Below are 18,853 nucleotides of genomic sequence, written 5' to 3' on the forward strand. Positions count from 1 at the left end.
AGTGAGCGGCGCTGGAATCTGCGAGCGAGGAAGTCGGTGAGCGACCGATGAGCAAGGGGGCGCGGAGCCGCCTCGCGGTGCGGTATTTCGACGACCGTGTCCTGCTCACCGACTCGGCGGCGTGGGCCTACTTCCGGTTGCCGACGGTGAGCTATGAGTTCCTCACGCCCGAGGAGCGGGAGGCGCTCGCCACCAACATCACGATCGCGCTGGCCGCGATCAGGATGCCCGACGCCGAGGTGCATCTGCGCATCGCCCACCGGGCGTATCCGGCGGCCGAATGGGCGATGGCGCTCAACGCCACCTCCGACGAGGGGGCCGGCTGGCGGGACTACCTGGAGGAGATGTACCGCCACGTCTGGGCTAAGGACTTCTGGAGCAAAGAGGTCTACCTCGGCGTACGGCTCGGCCCGCGCGGCGCCCAACTCGGCAGCGGAGTGCTGTCCCAGCTGTTCGGCTTCTACCAGCGAAGCGAGCGGGCGCTCGGGATCGAGGACGACCACGTGCCCGACCGCGAGGTCGAGCGGTGGACCGGTCAGGCGGAACGGCTCGGCCGGGCCCTGACCTCCAGCGCCCTCTACGCGCGGCACGCCACCTCCACGGAGATCGCCTGGCTGTTCCAGCACGCCGCCTCGGGGGCGCTCGGCGAGCCGCCGCATTCGGCCTCGCCGCGCCGCAAGTGGGGCAAGGGCGAGATCGAGGCCCTGGTCGAGGGGCAGATCCACAACGGCAGGTCGTTGTTGCGGATCGAGCAGATGTCGGGCGACGCGTTCACCGCGCATCTGTCCTTCGCCCGGTTCCCCGACCTGATGGCCTTCCCCGACGGGGAGCCGTGGCTGCACTTCGCCGACCAACTGCCGTTCCCCGTGGAGATCTCGAGCAGGATGCGGCTGATCTCGCCGGTCCGCGCGAGCAAGGACGTGGCGAGGAAACTGGCACACGCGCGCGACATGGACATCCACATCCGCGAGGCGGGCGCGGAGGCGCCCCTCGCGCTGGCCGAGCAGATCGACGCCGCTCGCATGCTGGAACACGGCATCACCAAGGAGCGGCTCCCGTTCGTGTACGGCTGGCACCGGCTGAGCGTCAGCGCGCCGACCGAGGAGATCTGCGTCCAGCGGGTCGAGGCGGTGGTGGAGCACTACCGCGACATCGGCATCGACGTGGTGAACTCCACCGGCGACCAGTTCTCGTTGTTCTGCGAAGCCCTGCCGGGGGAGAAGGTCCGGGTCAACGCCTACGCCCAGCGCCAGCCCCTCCGGACGATCGCGGGCGGCATGTCGACGGCCACCGTGGAGTTGGGCGACCGGGTGGACGAGTCGAACGCCGGCTGGGTCGGACCGTACATCGGGGAGACCCTGGGGCGGGCCCGCAGCATCGTCCACTTCGACCCGCTGGTCGCGGCCACCAGGAACCGCCCGACGGCCATCGCGATCACGGGGGAGCCCGGCGGCGGCAAGACGACTCTGGCGCTCCTGTTGATCTACCAGATGGCCCTGCGCGGGGTGACCGTCGCGGTCATCGACCCGAAGGGCGACGCTGAGTCGCTGGTCCAGCTCCTTCAGCGGCGCGGACGCAAGGCGCGGATCATCCCGCTGGGGTCGGCGGCGCCCGGCCTGCTCGACCCGTTCTCGTTCGGCGACGACATCGCGGCGAAGAAGACGATGGCCTCCGAGACGTTGCGGCTGCTGTTGCCCCGCATGTCGGAGGAGCGCGAGTCGGCGATGATCCAGGCGGTGGCCGCGGTCTCCAACGAGCCCGACCCCTCGCTCGGCAAGGTGGTCGACCACCTGGAGCAGAACCCGGATCCGGCGTCGAAGAACCTCGGGGCCGTCCTGCGGTCGATGTCCGAGATGCACCTCGCGCAACTCTGCTTCGACAGATTCGGCGGCGACCAGATCGACACCGAGGGATGGACCACGGTGTTCACGCTGGGCGGTCTCACGCTGCCCGACGTGGCGACCACCAGGGACGACTACTCCTACGAGCAGCGGCTGTCGGTGGCCCTGCTCTATCTGGTGTCCCAGTTCGCCCGGCGGCTGATGAACGGACTCGACCGGCGCACGCCCAAGGCGATCTTCCTGGACGAGGCGTGGGCGATCACGTCCACGCCCGAGGGCGCCAAGCTGGTGCCGGAGGTCTCCCGGATGGGCCGCTCCCGCAACACGGCGCTCGTCCTGGTGTCCCAGAACGCGGGTGACCTGCTCAACGAGCAGGTGACCAACTGTCTCTCCTCGGTCTTCGCGTTCCGCTCGTCCGAGCGGGTCGAGGTCGGGCACGTGATGGAACTGCTCGGGGTGGATCCGTCGGAGGAGCACAAGGCCGTGTTGCGGTCGCTGGGCAACGGCGAATGCGTCTTCCGGGACCTGGACGGCCGGGCGGGCCGGATCGGGGTGGACCTCGTCTCCGAGGAACTCCTTCGCTGGCTCGATACCAATCCGACGCACGACAAACCAGGCGAGAAAGTGCATGATCGTCTTAACGGGGGCGCTGATCGGTCGGGGGTCGCTCAGGAGGTGCGGTCTTGAGATTGCGCAGGAACGGTCGCGTCCGATTCGGAGTACGGCGCAAGCTCGCCCTGCTCCTCGTCGCCTTCGCGGCGTTCGTGATGTTGCCATTCGCGTTCCCCGCCGACACGGCGAGCGCGGCCGGACCGTGTGACCTCTCGTCCGAGCTCGCCCCCGAGATCGTGGGCGGCGGCGTGGACGGCCTGGTCGAGCCCCCGCCGCCGGACTCGGACGGCACGGCGGGAGCCGCCGGAGCGCAGGCCGCCCCCAAGGAGCCCCTCACCAATTACGACCGGTACGGCATGGCCGGTCAGTACTGGCACACCTACGGCCTCGGCTGCTCGGACGTCACGGCGGTCCTCGGCAACGCGTGGGCCAACACGGTCTTCTCCTGGGCCAAGGCGGTCGACCGGATCACGATCAGCACCTACCAGGCCGCGGCCGCCGAGGGACCGCTCCAGCCGATCAAGAATGTCGCCGACGAGGTCGTCACCAACCTCGCCGACGCGATGTACTGGCCCTATCTGCGGCCGATCGTCATCCTCGGCGCGATCTGGCTGGCGTGGTACGGCCTGATCCGCAAGCGGGCCACCACCACGACCGAGGGCGTCATCTGGATGGTCCTCGCGGTCACGGTGGCGATCTGGTTCTTCAGCCGCCCCGGCGACTTCACCTCTCTCGGCAAGACCGTGACCGACAAGACCGGGGAGGTCGTCAACTCCGCCTTCTCCGGGCTGCCGGGCGCGGGCGGCGCGTCCTGCCTGCCGACCAAGGGCGACGCCACCGCGCAACCCCAGCCCGGCGGGTACGGCCAGCAGGGCACTCCGGGCGTCGACCAGAACGCCGACGCGCTGTGGTCCACGCTCGTGTGCAAGCCCTGGTTGATGGGCGAGTTCGGCACCGCCGACGCGAACGCCCCGATCGTCAAGACGTTCGGCGCCGACCTGCTCGACATCCAGGCGATCGACGCCGGCGAACAGGCCGCGAAACAGATGCCGAGCGGCGACGCCCACCAGAAACGGTTCGAAGAGGAGATCGCCAAGCCGCTGGAGAACAACCCGACGTTCTTCCTCCTTCAGGGCAAGGACTGGACCAGCCGTCTCGGCATCGCCATCGGCGCCTTCATCGCGGCGATGGTCGCGGGCCTGCTCATCTTCCTGGTGGCGGTGTCACTGCTGGTGCTCAAGGTGGGCTTCCTGCTGTTGCTGATGCTCGGGCCGATCTTCCTGCTCATCGGCGTGCATCCCGGCTCCGGGCGGATCATCGCGATGCGCTGGGTCGAGATGCTGGTCGGCACATTGTTGCGCCAGGCCGTGCTGGCCCTGGTCCTGAGCATCCTGGTGTACGGCTATGCGTTGATCATCTCGACCAACCTGCCGTGGGGCATGCAGATCCTGTTCATGGCGCTGCTGACGATCGCCGTCTTCTTCTACAGACGTCCGTTCCAGCATCTGTTCGCCTCGATGGACGGTCACACGCTCGCGACCAGGATGCTCGGAGACGCGGCGACCGCGCCCACGCTGTCGCGCGCGGCGAACGCGCTGCCGCCGGTGGCGGCCACACGTGCCGCCCGGTGGGGCCTGCGCAAGGCCGAGCCCGTCATGGGCGCGGCCGCGATGGCGACCGGGGTGGCGACCGCCGCGGCGGCGACGTCCGTGGCGCAGGGCCGCGTACGCGGTGAGGAGGGTGCGGCCACGGCGGCGGGACAGGCCCGTGCCAGGGCGGGCGCTCAGCCGGAACCGCTGGAGACCGACCCGCAGGCCGCCGGGCGCCGCAAGGCCGGGGGAACGGTTCCCCGCACCGGCTCGGCGCCGCCGCTCAACCTCACCGGCGTCCGGCCCGCCGACGCCCCCCGGCCGTCCAGGCCCGCGCGGCCGGGTCGTCCTCCCTCGAGCCCGGCGCCGCGCGGCGGAACCGGCGGAGGCGGCGGCGGACCGGTCCCGAGCTCCGGAGGATCCGGTTCGGGTTCGGGTTCGAGATCCGGCTCCGGTGGTGGCGGCGGCTGGTTCAGTGGTCGCTCGGGCGGCTGGTCCTCCCGGCCTTCCACACCCAGCGGCTCGCGCGGTTTAGGCGGCGGACGATCGTCCGGTGGTGGTGGCGGCTCCTCCTCGTCGTCACGCCGATCCGACTCGTCCGGAGGCTCGGGGGGTCGCTCCCGTCCGGCGCCTCCGCGTGACAACGGGTCCTCCAGCAGGTCGAGATCCTCCGACGCGCCACCGTTGTGGTTGCAGAGCAGGGGCGACACCAGGCGAGGATCCGGCGACGCGCCCACCCCGTTCTGGGCGCGCCCCACCGACCGAGACTCCCGAGACACCTGACGCAGGCTTGATGACGACCCAAGGAACCGACCGCAGGAAGGGGCTCGCCTTCGCGGGCGCCGTCGTCGTGCTCGCGGCCGTCGGCGTGTACCTGACGATGAGCCCGTCGTCCGGAGGCGCCGACCGCACGGAGACGGTGGCGGAGCAGGCGCCGGCCGCCGTCGCGTCCACCCAGGCTCCGGCCCCCGCGCCGAGCCAGGTGGCGGTCACCCCCGGCACGTTCGACGTGTACCGCTACCTGCCGCTGTCGAGGAGCGAGCTCGGCGCGGCGGCCGACCTCGCTCGGCGGTTCACCGCCTCGTACGGGACGTTCGAGTACTCCGAGGACCCGGCGGCCTTCGCGACGCGGCTGAACGCGTTCTCCACGGCCGAATTCGGGGCGCAGCTCACCCGGGCCATGACCGACCCGGCGGTGGTCCAGCAGAACAAGGCCGACCGCGTCGTCTCCACGGGCTCGGCACAGGTGGTCTCGATCCGCGACATGACGGCCAACACGGTCGTGTTCGTCGTCGGCTCCGTCCGCCACGTGATCGCCCGGAGCGGTGAGAAGGACCAGAACGACCAGTACGCCGTCACCGTGATCAAGGCGGCCGCCGACTGGCGGGTCTACGACATGGAACCCGCGGGTGCCGGTCAGGACGGGGACACCTCACCGTGACGGCACCTCCGCGCACAGGCTTGGCTTCGCGGGGCCTGCGGAGCCTGCGGGTGATCAGAGCGGGCGGGGGTTCGTGGCGGGTCATCGCCATCGTTCTCACACTGATCGTTCCCCTGACGTTGTTCGGCTCGATCATCCTGATGTCGCCGTCCCCGTCGATCTTCATCGGAGGGAGTTTCGGCGCGGACTGCGCGTCGGCGGCCTCGGCGGCGGACGCGTCGCAGACCGCGGCCTCCGACATCCCGGCGGACTATCTGCGGATCTACAAGAAGGTCGGCCAGGAGATCGGCGTCCAATGGAACGTCCTGGCCGCCATCGGCAAGCGGGAGACCGACCACGGCCGATCACAGCTTCCCGGTGTCAGCAGCGGCACCAACTACGCGGGCGCGGCCGGCCCGATGCAGTTCCTGATCAGCACCTGGGGCGGCAAGTCCAAGATCAAGATACGTCCCGGGATCAACGGGTACGCGTCGGACGGCGACGGCGACGGTTACGGCGACGTCTACGATCCCGCCGACGCCATCCTGGGCGCGGCCAAGATGCTCAAACGCAACGGCGCCCCCGACGACCTGCCACGGGCGATCTTCGTCTACAACCGAGCGACGTGGTACGTCGACCAGGTTCTGGAGATCGCCAAGCGCTACGCGGCCACAGGGGAGATCGGCGTCCCGTCCGATGCGGATCCCGCGTGCGACGGCGGATACGTGGACAGCGCGTCCAGCGAGGTCGTGCAGAAGATTCTGGAGTACGCGCTGGCCCAGCGGGGCAAGCCGTACCGCTGGGGTGGGACGGGTCCCGACGCCTTCGACTGCTCGGGAATCATCTACATGGCCTACCGGAACGCCGGGTTGTCGATTCCGCGTACGACGTTCGGGCAGTGGCCCTTCGGCGTACAGGTGCGCGCCGGCAACGAACAGCCGGGCGACCTGGTGTTCTTCAACGCCGGCCCGAACAACGGCCCGGGCCGCCCCGGCCACGTCGGCATGGTCGTCTCGAAGGGGAAGATGATCGAGGCCCGGTGCACCCTGTGCGGGCCCATCAAGGTCACGGGATACACCGACCGGCCCAACATCGTGGGATTCACCCGCCCGCTGGAGAACGCCGATGTGCTCGCGCAGTTGAAGCGCGCCATAACCTGATCGACCATGGACGCCATCAGAAGGCTCGTCGTGGGGGCCGCGATCGTGCAGGACGGCCGGGTTCTCGCCGCGCAGCGGGCGGAGCCGGAGGCGCTCAGGGGAGGCTGGGAGTTCCCCGGCGGGAAGGTGGAACCCGGTGAGAGCGACCTCGACGCGCTGGTCCGCGAGTGCGTGGAGGAGTTGGGCGTCGAGATCGTCCCGGGTGAGCGGGTCGCGGGGGAATGGCCGCTGCCGAACGGCTACGTGATGCGCGTCTGGTTCGCAAGCATCCGGCGAGGCGTGCCGGAGGCCCGGGAACACCTCGCGTTGCGCTGGCTGCCGCACCACGAGTTGTACGACGTCGCGTGGCTGTCCCCCGACCTGCCGATCGTGGCGGCGGTCGAAAAGATCCTCTGGGAATAGTGGGTGACGAGTGGGGAACGGAAATGGCGTTCGGGGGCAGGCTTTGCCATCATTTGAGCAGAACTAGACTGTTCCAAGGCCTAGACCGAAAGGGTGGAGGCGAGCGGGTGGTACGACGCGCACAGCTGAGAGCCGTGTCCTCCGTCGCGGCCTCGTTGGGGGTCGCCGCCGTGGCGGTGTTCGCGGCAGGGCCGGTGTTCGGCGTGACCGCCGACGCCGAGCCGACCGACCCCGCGGGTGATCCGGGTGGAGCCGCGCCGACGGTCACGGTGACGACGACCGTCACCACGACCACGACCGAGACGGCCACGGCGACCGCGACGGCGACCGCGACGGCGACGGCGACCAAGACCGTGAAGCCGCCTCCGCCGGTGTCGCAGCCTGTGGTCACGGTGACGATCACCAAGACGCCGACGCCGACGGCGAAGTCGACCCCGGTCGTCACGGTCACCGTCACCCAGGCGCGGACACCGCCGCCCGTCACCGTCACCCAGACCGCGACGATTCCGGGCCTGGGGTTGCCGCTCCTGTCCACGAACGTGGCCGCCCCGCCGCCGCTGGCGCTGACCACGCCGACGCCGGACCCGGCTGTCATCCTGGCTCCCGCGCAGCCGACGCCGATGCCGATGCCGACGCCCACGTTCGAGGATCCGACGCCCGAGTCGGTGCCGATCGAGATCCGCAACGCCACTCCCGAGTTCGACCAGGTGACGGTCAGCCGCAAGCTGTCGATCCTGGCCGCGGTGCTGGTGTTGCTCGCCCTGCTCGCCTGGCTCATCTTCGAAGGCAGGCTCCGGCGGATGGCGCACGCGGCGGCTGTGCGGAAGGCGGGACCGCGGGCGTGGCGAACTCCCACGACGCCTGCGCCCGAGGGTTCCGTGCCCGACGGCCAGGGGCACCCGCAGATGGTCGGCTACGTGCCGGTGCAGGGCTATCCGGCGGGACAGTTGCCGTACGGATACCCCCAGGCCTACGGGTACCCGCAGATCTACGCCCACCCGTACCCGTACCCGTACCCCGAGCAGGCCGAGGTCGAGGTCGAGCAGGCCGAGCCCGCGAAGGTCGAGGCCGCGAAGGCCGAGGTCGATCAGGCCGGCAAGCCGGAGGGGCCCGAGCAGGCCGAGGGCGCGAAGGTCGAGGGCGCGAAGGCCGAGTCTGAGCAGACCGACAAGGTCGGCAAGGACTAAACGAGAAAGAAAAAGCGCCGGCCGGAGGATTCCTCCGGCCGGCGCTTTTCTGTGTGGACTCTCAGACGCCGGAGCGCTTGAAGATCTTGGAGCCCAGCCACACGAGCGGGTCGTACTTCCGGTCGACCACGCGCTCCTTCATCGGGATCAGCGCGTTGTCGGTGATCTTGATGTGCTCGGGGCAGACCTCCGTACAACACTTGGTGATGTTGCAGTAGCCGAGGCCGTGCTCCTCCTGGGCCGACTCCTTGCGGTCGAGCTCGTCATAGGGGTGCATGTCGAGCTCGGCGATGCGCATGAGGAAACGCGGGCCGGCGAAGGCCGGCTTGTTCTCGTCGTGGTCGCGGATCACGTGGCAGACGTTGTTGCACATGAAGCATTCGATGCACTTGCGGAACTCCTGGGACCGCTCGACATCGATCTGCTGCATGCGGTACTCGCCCGGCTTCACATCCTTGGGCGGGGTGAACGAGGGGATCTCCCGCGCCTTCTGGTAGTTGAACGAGACGTCGCAGACCAGGTCCTTGATGACCGGGAACGTCCGCATCGGCGTGACCGTGATGGTCTCGGTCTCCTCGAACGTGGACATCCGGGTCATGCAGCCCAGCCGGGGCCTGCCGTTGATCTCCATCGAGCACGACCCGCACTTGCCGGCCTTGCAGTTCCACCGGACCGCGAGGTCGGGGACCTGGGTGGCCTGCAACCGGTGGATGACGTCGAGGACGACCTCGCCCTCGTTCACCTCGACGGTGAAGTCCTCGAGCTGTCCCTCGCCGCCTTCGCCGCGCCAGACGCGGAACTTCGCCTTGTAACCCATCACGACTCCTTGACCGCGGCGTCGTACTCCGCCAGCTCGTCTTCGGTGAGGTACTTCTCAAGCTCGGACCGCTCGAAGAGGCTGATCAGGTCGCCCCGCATGGACGGCTGGACCTTCTCTTCGACCGTAACGCCGGAACCGTCCGGCGCGGCGGAGCAGACGAGCAGCTTCTGCCGCCAATCGGCGGACATGACGGGGAAGTCGTCGCGGGTGTGACCGCCGCGGCTCTCCTCCCGCAGCAGCGCGGCGCGGGCCACGCACTCGCTCACGAGGAGCATGTTGCGCAGGTCGATCGCCAGGTGCCAGCCGGGGTTGTAGACGCGGCTGCCGGACGAGCCCGTGTTCTTCGACCGCTCCTTGAGCTTCTCGACGACCTGGAGCGCCTCGGAGATCTCTCCGGCCTTCCGGATGATCCCGACGAGGTCGTTCATCGTGCGCTGGAGCTCGTGGTGCACCTCGTAGGGGTTCTCCCCTCCGGTCCGCTCCAGGGGCGCCACGGCCTCCGCCTTGGCGTCCGTCACGTCGGCGGCCGAGGGCCGAGTGGCCAGCCCGTCGACGTAGGCCGACGCGCCCAGGCCGGCGCGGCGGCCGAAGACCAGGAGGTCGGACAGGGAGTTGCCGCCCAGGCGGTTCGAGCCGTGCATGCCGCCCGAGACCTCTCCGGCGGCGAACAGGCCGGGCACGGACGCGGCGCCCGTGTCGGCCTCCACCTCCACGCCGCCCATGATGTAGTGGCAGGTCGGACCGACCTGCATGGGCTCCTGGGTGATGTCCACGTCCGCCAGCTCCTTGAACTGGTGGTGCATGGACGGCAGACGCTTGATGATCTCGGCCGCGGGGAGGCGGCTGGAGACGTCGAGGAACACGCCGCCCTGCGGCGATCCACGCCCGGCCTTCACCTCGGAGTTGATGGCCCTGGCCACCTCGTCACGGGGCAGCAGCTCCGGAGGCCGGCGGTTGTTCGCCTGGTCGGTGTACCAGCGGTCGCCCTCCTCCTCGGTCGTCGCGTACTTGTCCTTGAAGACGTCCGGCACGTAGTCGAACATGAACCGGCGGCCCTCGGAGTTGCGCAGCACACCGCCGTCGCCGCGGACCGACTCGGTGACGAGGATCCCGCGCACCGACGGAGGCCAGACCATCCCGGTCGGGTGGAACTGGATGAACTCCATGTTGATCAGCTTGGCGCCCGCGAGCACGGCCAGCGCGTGGCCGTCGCCCGTGTACTCCCAGGAGTTCGAGGTGACGACGTAGGACTTGCCGATGCCGCCGGTCGCCAGCACCACGGCGGGGGCGTCGAAGACGATGAAGTCGCCCGTCTCACGCCAGTAGCCGAACGCGCCGGCGATGGCGTCGCCGTCCTTGAGGAGGCGCGTGATCGTGCACTCGGCGAACACCTTGATGAACGCCTCGGGGTCGCCGTGCTCGCGCTCGTCCTCCTGCTGGAGGGCGACGACCCGCTGCTGCAGCGTGCGGATCAGCTCCAGGCCCGTACGGTCGCCGACGTGGGCGAGACGCGGGTACTCGTGGCCGCCGAAGTTCCGCTGACTGATCTTGCCGTCCTTGGTGCGGTCGAACAGCGCACCCCACTCCTCCAACTCCCAGACGCGGTCCGGGGCCTCCTTGGCGTGCAGTTCCGCCATCCGCCAGTTGTTGAGGAACTTGCCTCCGCGCATGGTGTCGCGGAAGTGAACCATCCAGTTGTCGTCGGAGTTGACGTTGCCCATCGCGGCGGCGGCGCCGCCCTCGGCCATGACCGTGTGGGCCTTGCCGAAGAGCGACTTGCAGATGATGGCGGTCCGCTTGCCCTGCTGCCGCGCCTCGATCGCCGCGCGCAGGCCGGCTCCGCCGGCTCCGATGACGACGACGTCGTATTCGTGACGCTCCACGTTGAGAATCCTTAAGCGAACGGGAAGTTGATGACGCCCTTGGCGACCAGGCGCACATAGAGGTCCGCGATCATGACCGAGTACATCGAGGCCCAGGCGAACTGCTGGTGCCTGGCGTTGAGCTTCGAGACGAAGGTCCACGCCTTGTATCGGATCGGGTGCCTGGAGAAGTGGTTCAGGCGGCCGGCGGTGATGTGCCGGCAGGAGTGGCAGCCGAGGGTGTAGCAGGCGATCAGGACGGCGTTCGCCACCAGGATGATCGTGCCGAGACCCACGTGGCCCCAGTTGCCGTGCTCGTCCCTGAACGCGAGCACAGCGTCGTAGGCCAGGATCGCGCCGATGACCACGGCGAGGTAGAAGAAGTAGCGGTGGACGTTCTGGATGATCAGCGGGAGCCTGGTCTCGCCCGAGTACTTCTTGTGCGGCTCGGACACGGCGCACGCCGGCGGTGACAGCCAGAACGACCGGTAGTACGACTTGCGGTAGTAGTAACACGTGAGCCGGAAACCACCCGGCAGGCCGAGGATGAGGAGGCCGGGCGGCAGGCCGTACCAGTCGCCGAACGGCGCGAGCCCGAGGAAGCGGGCCCCCTCCGGGCAGGACGTCGCCAGGCAGGGCGACGAGAACGGCGCGATGTACGGCTCGGCGAAGTAGCTCTTGTCGAAGATCGCCCAGACTCCGTAGATCAGGAATGACATCAGTCCGGCGAATGTCAGCGCCGGGACCAGCCACCACCTGTCGGTGCGGAGCGTGCGCACCTTCAGTTGCGCTCGCTGTTTGCTTGTCGGGCTCTCGGCCGTTGTCTGGGTCATCGGAGACTTTCCACCCTCTGGCACGCTTATGGTGGGGGAAACATTACGACGGCCACATCCCGAAGTGTGAGGAGGGTCACTCCCAACCGTCTGTGATTCCCGTCACTTCCCCGGCAGTTTGACCACAGTCACGAAGAAATCGTCGATCTGTCGCACCACGCGAATGAACTGGTCAAAGTCCACCGGTTTTGTCACGTACGCGTTTGCATGCAGGTTGTAACCCTTGAGGATATCCTGCTCCGCTTCCGATGTGGTGAGGATCACCACCGGGATGATCCGCAAATCCGGATCGTTCTTGATCTCCTGCAGAACCTCGAAGCCGTCGACCCGGGGCAGGTTCAGGTCGAGCAGGACCAGGTCGGGCCGCGGCATCGCCTCGTAGGCGCCCTCGCCGCGCAGGAACATCAGCGCCTGCTCGCCGTCGTGCACCACGTGTAAGCGGTTGCCGACCTTGTTGTAGGAGAACGCCTCCCTGGTCAGGAGGACGTCGCCGGGGTCGTCCTCGACGAGGAGCACCTCGATGGGGCGGAAGTCAGGCATCGGGTTCTCCCACGGTCGGCAGCGTCCAGTGGAACGTGGCTCCCGGCCCCTCCCCGGAGTCGAGCCAGATCTGGCCGCCATGGTATTCGACGATCTTGCGGCAGAGGGCGAGTCCGATGCCGCTGCCTGGATAGACGTCGCGCGGGTGCAGACGCTGGAAGATCAGGAAGATCCGGTCGGCGTACCGGGGGTCGACGCCGATGCCGTTGTCCGAGCAGCTGAACTCCCACATCGCGTCGTTCCTCCGTACGCCGATGTGGACGCGGGGCGGATCGGCGGAGCGGAATTTCACGGCGTTGGCGACCAGGTTCTGGAACAGCTGGGTCAGCAGCGGCACGTTGCCGAGGACCTCCGGCAGGTCGTCGTGCGTGACGGCGGCGTCCGCGTCGGCCAGGAGGGCGTCGAGGTTGTGCAGGGCCGCGTCCAGCGCGTCGGCGGACCGCACCGGGTGGAGGTCCCCGCCGACCCTGCCGACCCGGGAGAAGTCGAGCAGATCGTTGATGAGCAGCTGCATCCGCTTGGCGCCGTCGACCGAGAAGGCGATGTACTGGCGGGCGCGGTCGTCGAGCTGGTCGCCGTAGCGCTGTTCGAGCAACTGGGTGAAGCTCGCGACCTTCCGCAACGGCTCCTGGAGGTCGTGACTGGCCACGTAGGCGAACTGCTCCAGCTCGCCGTTGGAGCGCGTGAGCTCCCTGGTCTGGTCGGAGAGCTGCTGGCGCGCGTCCACCGCCGCCCGCCACTCGGAGACGATGCGCCTGCGCATTCCGTCGACGTGCGCGGACAGCTCCCGCAGCTCGTACGGCCGGTCGACGCCGAGCTCGTGGTCGAAGTCTCCGGCGGCCACCGTCCTGACCTGTCCGGCGAGGCGTGCCACCGGGCGGGTCACGAACCTGCGCACGATGAGCGCGCAGCCGATCACCGCGGCCACCACGGCGGCCACGAGCGCGCCGACCGCGACGTAGATGGTGTTCCAGCCGTTGTACAGGCTGGTCCTGCCGATGTCGTGGAGCCGGTTCAGCTGGTTCTGCTGCGCGTTCAGTGCCGCGCGGACACGGGCGAAGCGCTCGACGTTGACCTTCGCGGTGTCGCGGTTCACCGCCCTGGTCCCGGATGTGGGCACCGCCTCGACGATCTTCTCCGCGTAGTCACGCCGCCAGTCCGCTGAGGCCGCGGTCAGCCGGTCCAGCCCGGCTCGTACGGCCGGCGCCTCCGGGAGACGGGGGATCAGCGCGGCGGTGGCGGCGGTGGCGGTCTGCTCGGCGGCGACGCCCTGGCGGTACTCAGTGAGGTACTGCTGGTCGGTCGTCAGGCCGTATCCCCTGATGGCGCTCTCCTGGGCCTGGATGGCGGTGGAGATCTCCAGGGTGTGCAGCGTGGCGGGGTCGATCACGTCGACCAGCGTCTCCCTGGCCTGGCGCGTCGTGCTGAGCGTCAGCAGGATCGCGGTGACCCCCAGCACGAAGACGAGGGCGGAGGCCGTGCCGGCGAGGACGAACCATCGGGCCAGGGGGAGCCCCCGCCTGCCGGTATGAGGCGCCAGCGGTGCGAGAGGCTCAGGTTTCATCATGACCTCTCGGCCTCCCTGAAGTCGTCCCCGGGACCGTTCCTGGTGAGCAGCACGGCGGCCACGTCGTCGTTCAGCCCGTCGCCGACCTGGGCGATGATCCGGTCGAGATCGACGCCGCCGTGGTCGCGGACGATGTCGGCCAGGCCGTCGGTGCCCAGCAGGTCGCGGCCGGCCCCGGTCGTCGCCTCGATGAGCCCGTCGGTGTACAGCAGGAGCGACCACGTGTCGCCCAGAGGGATGTCGACGGGGTTCCAGACGACGTCGTCGAAGATGCCGAGCGGCGGCCCCGACGGGATGTCGGTGACGATGTCCACGACGCCGTTCCTGATCACGAGCGGCGACGGATGGCCGACCACGTGCATGCGGGCGTTGCGGAGGTCAGGGTCGATGGTGGCGATGCACAGGGTCGTGAAGATCTCCGGTGACTTCCGCTCGTTCCTGAGCAGCGTGTCGAGCGTCCCCAGCAGTTCGTCGCCCGTATGGCCGGCGAGCACGAGTGTGCGCCAGCCGATGCGCAGAGCCGTGCCGAGGGCGGCCTCGTCGGGCCCGTGACCGCAGACGTCGCCGATCAGGATGTGCACCGCGCCGTCGGCGGTCTGCACGGTGTCCCAGAAGTCGCCGGCCAGCAGGCCGCGCACCCGCCCGGGCAGGTATCTCGTCTGGTGGTCCAGGAGGGAGCCCGGGGCGAGCAGCGGGACGGGAAGCAGTCCGCGCTCCAGGCGCGCGTTCTCCTGTCCGACGATGCGCTCCTCGACCAGTTCGCGCATGGCGACGTCGGCGCGCTTGCGCTCGATGGCGTAGCGGATGGCGCGGGTCAGCAGTCGGTCGTCCACATCCTGTTTGACCAGGAAGTCCTGGGCGCCGGCGGCCACCGCCTCGATTCCGACGTGCGCGTCGTTGAGACCGGTGAGCACCAGCACGGCGGTGTCCGAGACCATGGACAGCACCTGCTCGAGGGCTTCCAGGCCGCTCGCGTCCGGCAGAGACAGGTCGACGAGCACGCAGTGGACGTCGTCGGTCAGCCGCTCGCGCCCCTCGGCCAGAGTGCGGGCCCAAGTGATCTTCGGTGGACGCTCGGCGTCCGCGAGCAGTTCCTCGACGAGGAACGCGTCGGCCGAATCATCCTCGATCAACAGGAGGGTGAGCGGGTCGGGCAGATCAGGCGAGGGCGTGATCACTTACGCCTCTCGAAGCGTCGGGGAACACGGTCGGGAAATCTTACCGTCAATTTACGAATTCTCGCCTGGCCGGCGATGGGCGAGTGCCTCTATCCCCGGAGACAGGGTCCCCATGTCGGACGCCTCCACCAGGAAGGACAGAAGCTCGGAACGGAAGGCCTGGGCCGCTCGCGTCGGTTCGACGTCTTTGCGGTGGGCGAGGGCGACGGTCCTGCGCAGCCCCGGGAGTATCGGTGTTCCCACCAGCCCCGGCCGGCCGTCGAGCACCATCGAGGGCACCACGGCGACCCCCAGCCCGGCCTCGACGAACCGCAGGACCGCGTCCATCTCCCCGCCCTCCACGGCGAACCGGGGCTCGAACCCCGCCTGCCTGCACGCGGTGAGCGTCGCCTCGCGCAGGTCGTAGCCGCGCCGGAACATCACCAGAGGGCGTCCGCGCAGCTCGTCGATCCGCATGTGCGTCCTGCGGCCCGGCTTGACGGCCGAGGCGACCACGAGGTCCTCCCGGAGGATCTCCTCGGTGACCAGGGAGGGATCGCTGCTCTGCAAGGGCAGGATGATGAGCGCGAGGTCGAGTTGTCCCCTCGCCAGGTCGCGGACGAGGTCGCGCGAGCCGCCCTCCTCGACCTGGAGCTCTACGCCCGGATAGTCGCCGTGGAAGCGGGCCAGCACGTCCGCGAGGAGCCCCGCGCACAGGGAGGGCGTCGCGCCGAGCCGTACACGGCCTCGCCGGAGGCCGGCGAGCTCGGCCACCTCACGCCGGGCCGTCTCCGCGTCGGCCAGCATGCGCCGCGCGAGGGGGAGGAGGGCCTCCCCTGCGGGGGTGAGCGTGACGTTGCCCCGGGCCCGGCTGAACAGGGGCGCCCCCAGCTCGGTCTCGAGAGCCTTGATCTGCTTGCTCAGGGACGGCTGGGCGACCCGCATCCGCTCGGCGGCGTGGGTGAAGTGCCGGGCCTCGGCCACCGCGAGGAAGTAGGCCAGCTGTTGGAACTGCACGTGTCGATAGCCTACGACCTGTCCACTCTGTGAGATTGGTCGCACCGGGCCGGAGCCGCGGAGGCCCGTCTACCCTGCCGGGCACGGCGGATAGCCCCCGGCTATCGAAACCAGACCTGCGATGACTTGGACGCCCGAACGCGGTTCTGCCTAGCGTTTCCCGATGTGACAGCCACTGTTGACCACAAGGTGGACCGCGCGCCCGCCGCCCCCGTGCGGAGGCGCCCCCGCGGCTTCTACGGCTCGTCGAACGGCAAGAAGGCGGTCATGGCCGTCACGGGCGCCGTCCTCGTGCTCTTCCTGGTCGCCCACATGCTGGGGAACCTCAAGGTGTTCCTGGGCGCCGACTCGTTCAACCACTACGCCGAATGGCTGCGGACGGTGGGCTCGCCCGCGCTGCCGAACCGCACCCTGCTGACCCTCGCCGAGATCGGCCTCACGGTCGCCGTCGTGCTGCACATGTGGTCGGCGGTGTCGCTGGCCAGGCGGGCCGCCAAGGCGAGGCCCGTCAAGTACGCGGCCCGGGTGAAGCCGCAGGCGGGAGGGTACGCCACGCGGACCATGCGCTACGGCGGCGTCATCATCCTGCTTTTCGTGATCTGGCACCTGCTCGACCTCACCTTCGGGGTCGTGAACCCCAAGGGCGGGGAGGCCATGCCGTACGACCGGGTGGTGGCCGGGTTCGCGCCCGACCGCTGGTGGGTCACGGTGTTCTACGTGGTCGCCCTGGCGATGGTCGGCCTCCACCTGCGGCACGGCCTGTGGAGCGCGCTCCAGACGCTCGGCCTGGCCCACCGGTACAAGGCACTCAAGACGGCTTCGACCGTGATCTCCGTCGTGCTCGTGGCCGGATTCGTCGTCGTACCCCTAGCCGTGATGATCGGAGTGGTGAAATGAGCCTCTCGTGGACGATCGGCGAGCCGATCAAGGATGAGAAGGCCCCGTCGGGACCCATCGAGGAGCGCTGGGACACCCGCAGGTTCCAGGCCAAGCTGGTCAACCCGGCCAACAAGCGCAAGCTGACCGTCATCGTCGTCGGCACCGGCCTCGCGGGCGGCTCGGCGGCGGCGACGCTCGGTGAGCTGGGCTACAAGGTCAAGTCGTTCTGTTACCAGGACTCGCCCCGGCGCGCGCACTCGATCGCCGCGCAGGGCGGGATCAACGCGGCGAAGAACTACCGCGGCGACGGCGACAGCGTCCACCGGCTCTTCTACGACACCGTCAAGGGCGGCGACTTCCGCGCCCGCGAGTCGAACGTCTACCGGCTCGCCCAGGTCAGCGTGAACATCATCGACCAGGCCGTGGCGCAGGGCGTGCCGTTCGCGCGTGAGTACGGCGGGCTGCTCGACACCCGCTCGTTCGGAGGCGCCCAGGTCTCCCGCACCTTCTACGCCAGGGGCCAGACGGGTCAGCAACTGCTGCTCGGCGCCTACCAGGCGCTGGAGCGGCAGATCGCGGCCGGGACCGTGGAGATGCACACCCGCCACGAGATGCTCGAACTCGTCATCAGCGGCGGGCGGGCGCGCGGAGTCGTGGTCCGCGACCTGGTCACGGGGGAGGTCGAGACCCACCTCGCGGACGCGGTGGTGCTCGCGACCGGCGGTTACGGCAATGTGTTCTTCCTGTCCACCAACGCCAAGGGCTGCAACACCACGGCGATCTGGCGGGCCCACCAGCGTGGGGCGATGTTCGCCAACCCCTGCTACACGCAGATCCACCCGACCTGCATCCCCGTCAGCGGGGAGTACCAGTCGAAGCTGACGCTGATGTCGGAGTCGCTGCGCAACGACGGCCGGGTCTGGGTGCCGCAGCGCACGGGCGACGACCGGATGCCGGCCGACATCCCCGAGGACGAGCGCGATTACTACCTTGAGCGGATATATCCGGCTTTCGGCAATCTCGTTCCGCGGGACATCGCCAGCCGCGCCGCCAAGAACGTCTGCGACGAGGGCCGCGGCGTCGGTCCCGGCGGGCTCGGCGTCTACCTGGACTTCGCCGACGCGATCGCCAGGCTCGGCCGCGAGGCCGTCGAGAAGAAGTACGGCAACCTCTTCGAGATGTACGAGCGCATCACCGGGGAGAACCCCTACGAGACGCCGATGCGCATCTATCCCGCCGTGCACTACACGATGGGCGGCCTGTGGGTCGACTACGACCTGCAGTCGACGATCCCCGGCCTGTTCGTGATCGGCGAGGCCAACTTCTCCGACCACGGCGCCAACCGACTCGGCGCGTCAGCGCTGATGCAGGGCCTGGCGGACGGCTACTTCGTGTTGCCGACGACCCTCGGCGACTATCTGGCCGGAGCGGGCGGCTTCGGCGACGTGGAGCCGGCCGAGGTCGCCCAGGCCGAGGCCGCGGTCCAGGAGAAGATCGACAGGCTGCTCGCCGTCGACGGGACCCGCACGGCCGACTCCTACCACCGCGAGCTGGGCCGTCTCATGTGGGACTACTGCGGCATGGAGCGGACCGACGAGTCGCTGCGCAAGGCGCTGGAGCGGATCCCCGAGCTCCGCGAGGAGTTCTGGAACAACGTGAAGGTGCCGGGTGACGGCGAAGGCCTCAACCAGGCGCTCGAGCGCGCGGGCCGGGTCGCCGACTTCTTCGACCTGGCCGAGCTCATGTGCCTGGACGCCCTCCACCGCACCGAGTCGTGCGGCGGCCACTTCCGGGCCGAGTCGCAGGACGCGGACGGCGAGGCGCTGCGCGACGACGAGCACTTCGCCTACGTCGCCGCGTGGGAGTGGGGCCCCGAGGGCCCGATCCTGCACAAGGAAGAGCTCGAGTACGAATACGTCAAGATGACCCAGCGGAGCTACAAGTGAGCGAGCGCGCCGCAGGCAAGG

15 protein-coding genes are annotated in these 18,853 nt (G+C 69.2%); 8 read left to right on the top strand and 7 right to left on the bottom strand.

The window, feature by feature from the left end:
• The first annotated feature begins 47 nt into the window (after positions 1 to 47).
• The 6 genes from Psi02_RS08590 (at position 48) to Psi02_RS40670 (ending at position 8,211) form a co-directional block, all read left to right on the top strand.
• Positions 48 to 2,528, top strand: coding sequence for an ATP-binding protein (locus Psi02_RS08590; RefSeq protein WP_203972913.1), 2,481 nt, complete (start codon positions 48 to 50; stop codon positions 2,526 to 2,528).
• Positions 2,525 to 4,825 (top strand): type IV secretion system protein, encoded by a 2,301-nt coding sequence (locus tag Psi02_RS08595; protein WP_203972914.1) that lies wholly within the window; start codon positions 2,525 to 2,527, stop codon positions 4,823 to 4,825. The genes Psi02_RS08590 and Psi02_RS08595 overlap by 4 nt, the downstream gene beginning before the upstream one ends.
• A 10-nt stretch (positions 4,826 to 4,835) precedes the next feature.
• A complete protein-coding gene (locus Psi02_RS08600; protein ID WP_203972915.1) occupies positions 4,836 to 5,483 on the top strand; it encodes a hypothetical protein in 648 nt (215 codons plus the stop codon).
• 50 nt (positions 5,484 to 5,533) lie between these two features.
• A complete protein-coding gene (locus Psi02_RS08605; RefSeq protein ID WP_239094718.1) occupies positions 5,534 to 6,622 on the top strand; it encodes a C40 family peptidase in 1,089 nt (362 codons plus the stop codon).
• Positions 6,623 to 6,628: 6 nt separating this feature from the next.
• Positions 6,629 to 7,024 (top strand): (deoxy)nucleoside triphosphate pyrophosphohydrolase, encoded by a 396-nt coding sequence (locus tag Psi02_RS08610; protein ID WP_203972916.1) that lies wholly within the window; start codon positions 6,629 to 6,631, stop codon positions 7,022 to 7,024.
• A 107-nt stretch (positions 7,025 to 7,131) separates the two neighbouring features.
• A complete protein-coding gene (locus tag Psi02_RS40670) occupies positions 7,132 to 8,211 on the top strand; it encodes a hypothetical protein (protein ID WP_203972917.1) in 1,080 nt (359 codons plus the stop codon).
• Between the two features lie 61 nt (positions 8,212 to 8,272).
• On the opposite strand, the gene Psi02_RS08620 is transcribed toward Psi02_RS40670, so the two are convergent.
• The 7 genes from Psi02_RS08620 to Psi02_RS08650 form a co-directional block, all read right to left on the bottom strand.
• The gene (locus tag Psi02_RS08620) at positions 8,273 to 9,028 is read right to left on the bottom strand and encodes a succinate dehydrogenase/fumarate reductase iron-sulfur subunit (RefSeq protein WP_203972918.1); all 756 of its coding nucleotides are present in this window, start codon (positions 9,026 to 9,028) and stop codon (positions 8,273 to 8,275) included.
• Positions 9,028 to 10,923 carry a fumarate reductase/succinate dehydrogenase flavoprotein subunit gene (locus Psi02_RS08625; protein ID WP_203973040.1) on the bottom strand — a complete coding sequence of 632 codons (1,896 nt, stop codon included), beginning with the start codon at positions 10,921 to 10,923 and terminating at the stop codon, positions 9,028 to 9,030. The genes Psi02_RS08620 and Psi02_RS08625 overlap by 1 nt, the downstream gene beginning before the upstream one ends.
• A 2-nt stretch (positions 10,924 to 10,925) precedes the next feature.
• On the bottom strand, positions 10,926 to 11,726 hold the full coding sequence (gene sdhC / locus Psi02_RS08630; RefSeq protein ID WP_203972919.1) for a succinate dehydrogenase subunit SdhC: 801 nt from the start codon (positions 11,724 to 11,726) through the stop codon (positions 10,926 to 10,928).
• Positions 11,727 to 11,828: 102 nt separating this feature from the next.
• Positions 11,829 to 12,266 (bottom strand): response regulator, encoded by a 438-nt coding sequence (locus tag Psi02_RS08635; protein ID WP_203972920.1) that lies wholly within the window; start codon positions 12,264 to 12,266, stop codon positions 11,829 to 11,831.
• Positions 12,259 to 13,833 carry a sensor histidine kinase gene (locus Psi02_RS08640; protein ID WP_203972921.1) on the bottom strand — a complete coding sequence of 525 codons (1,575 nt, stop codon included), beginning with the start codon at positions 13,831 to 13,833 and terminating at the stop codon, positions 12,259 to 12,261. The genes Psi02_RS08635 and Psi02_RS08640 overlap by 8 nt, the downstream gene beginning before the upstream one ends.
• Positions 13,830 to 15,011, bottom strand: a complete 1,182-nt coding sequence (locus tag Psi02_RS08645) for a PP2C family protein-serine/threonine phosphatase (RefSeq protein WP_203972922.1) — start codon at positions 15,009 to 15,011, stop codon at positions 13,830 to 13,832. The genes Psi02_RS08640 and Psi02_RS08645 overlap by 4 nt, the downstream gene beginning before the upstream one ends.
• A gap of 51 nt (positions 15,012 to 15,062) precedes the next feature.
• Positions 15,063 to 16,007: a LysR family transcriptional regulator gene (locus Psi02_RS08650; protein ID WP_203972923.1), complete on the bottom strand. Its 945-nt coding sequence runs from the start codon at positions 16,005 to 16,007 to the stop codon at positions 15,063 to 15,065.
• A 165-nt stretch (positions 16,008 to 16,172) separates the two neighbouring features.
• On the opposite strand from Psi02_RS08650, the gene Psi02_RS08655 reads away from it, so the two are divergent.
• Complete coding sequence (locus Psi02_RS08655; protein ID WP_275415168.1) at positions 16,173 to 16,904, top strand: succinate dehydrogenase cytochrome b subunit; 732 nt, start codon at positions 16,173 to 16,175, stop codon at positions 16,902 to 16,904.
• Positions 16,901 to 18,832 carry a fumarate reductase/succinate dehydrogenase flavoprotein subunit gene (locus Psi02_RS08660; RefSeq protein WP_203972924.1) on the top strand — a complete coding sequence of 644 codons (1,932 nt, stop codon included), beginning with the start codon at positions 16,901 to 16,903 and terminating at the stop codon, positions 18,830 to 18,832. The genes Psi02_RS08655 and Psi02_RS08660 overlap by 4 nt, the downstream gene beginning before the upstream one ends.
• Positions 18,833 to 18,853: the final 21 nt, after the last annotated feature.

Source organism: Planotetraspora silvatica (assembly GCF_016863315.1).
GTDB lineage: Bacteria > Actinomycetota > Actinomycetes > Streptosporangiales > Streptosporangiaceae > Planotetraspora > Planotetraspora silvatica.